This is a genomic window from Enterococcus aquimarinus (genome assembly GCF_001885765.1).
Classification (GTDB): Bacteria; Bacillota; Bacilli; order Lactobacillales; family Enterococcaceae; genus Enterococcus_I; species Enterococcus_I aquimarinus.
In genome coordinates this window covers 1-1,551 of record NZ_JXKD01000036.1, presented here as the reverse complement: position 1 = coordinate 1,551, position 1,551 = coordinate 1, and the positions used below count along the sequence as shown (strand labels likewise).

At 35.7% G+C, this 1,551-nt stretch carries 1 protein-coding gene; it reads right to left on the bottom strand.

What is annotated here, in order from left to right; all coding sequences use genetic code 11:
- Positions 1-74: 74 nt before the first annotated feature.
- Positions 75-1,495 (bottom strand): IS3 family transposase gene (locus RU93_RS11950; RefSeq protein ID WP_425429260.1). Its coding sequence is split into 2 segments (ribosomal slippage): positions 75-1,018 and positions 1,018-1,495, totalling 1,422 coding nucleotides; the frame shifts between segments, so codons are not numbered across the junction.
- Positions 1,496-1,551: the final 56 nt, after the last annotated feature.

Here is a 1,551-nt window from a genome sequence, read left to right as displayed (position 1 = left end):
TGTAGTGACCCCTTTAAGTTAGACTTTTTAGGAGTGGAGAAATCCACTCCTTTTTTATACCTTTAAACTGATTGCTATGCAACACATAGAGCTGATTTTCGAAATTCAACAGGACTTTTCCAGTTTAACTTCTTTTTCATACGTTTATTATTGTAATAGTAAATATATTGATCAATTGCCTCCTTAAGCTCATTAAAACTACGATAAATCTCTCCATGAAAAATTTCTTGTTTCAAAAGACTAAAGAAATTTTCCATAGGTGAATTATCTAAACAATTTCCCTTTCGGGACATACTTTGAAAGATTTTGTGTTCGTTTAGCTTGTTGCGATAACTCTTCATTTGATAAGCCCATCCTTGATCTGAATGGAATGTTCGACGATAAGGGCAGTCTTTAGTGACTTCTATCGCTTCTTCTAGCCCTTCCATTATTGCGACTGCATTCGGTTTCTCCGAAATTCTGTAAGATAGAATTTCGCTATTGTATAAATCCAAAAACGGATCTAAATAAAGTTTCTTTTGTCGAACAACGCCTTTGGCATCTAATTCATAATATTTACATTCTGTCGTATCAGTAGTGATTTTTTGGTGACAAATACTTGTATAGAAGCGACGATGGATACGATTTTTGGCAACTGTACCAACCTTTCCACGATAAGAATTATATCGGCGTGACTTTCTAGTGTAGGATTTTACTTCGATTGCTAATTTTCTTATCAACCGTTGAACTTTCTTTTTATTAACAATAAAACCACGATTTTGCAGCTCTTTTTTCATTCTGAGGCAACCATAATCTTTGTGCTCTTTCCGGATTTCTAGCATTTCATCTTCAATTTCTTGGTCTGGATTTCTACGATTGAACCGTTTTTGCCAATACATATAAGTTGACTTAGGAAAGTTCAATGTTTCAAGAAGCTCAACTAATTTGAATGATCCTCGGAGGCTGTCGATGATACGTGCGATTGATTCTTGCGTCTTTGTTGAGCTTCCTGTTTTCGCAGCTTCCTCAATTCTTTTAAAAAGGCATTCTCGATTTGGAGTGAACGTACTTGTTTCTCTAATTCCTTGATACGTTCGGATTCTCTGGGCGTTATTTTAGATATTTTCTTTTCTATCTCGTTATTTTTCTTCGGCATGTTAGAAGGACGTCCTTTCGATTTTGAAAGCCCCTCAACACCATCCTCTCGAAACTTACGAACCCAAGAAGTAATCAGCGGAGGATTGTTAATACCAAGGGTATTAGCCACCTCACGATAGGACATTTCACTCATTTGATATAACTCTATCGCATCTAGTTTAAATTGAACAGAATATTTTTTGTTTTGACGCATTCTAGATAGCCCTTCCTTACCAAACTCTTCATATGCATTGACCCACTTTCTTATCTGTGACTTGCCTTTTACTCTATACTTTTTTGCCAGATAAGAGTATCCTCCCTCTCCATCAAGATATTTTTGAACCATTTTCAATTTAAATTCAAAACTGTATTTTGCCATAAAAATAGCGACCTCCAAAAGTTAGATTTTTGGTCTAACTTTTGGGGGTCGCTTCA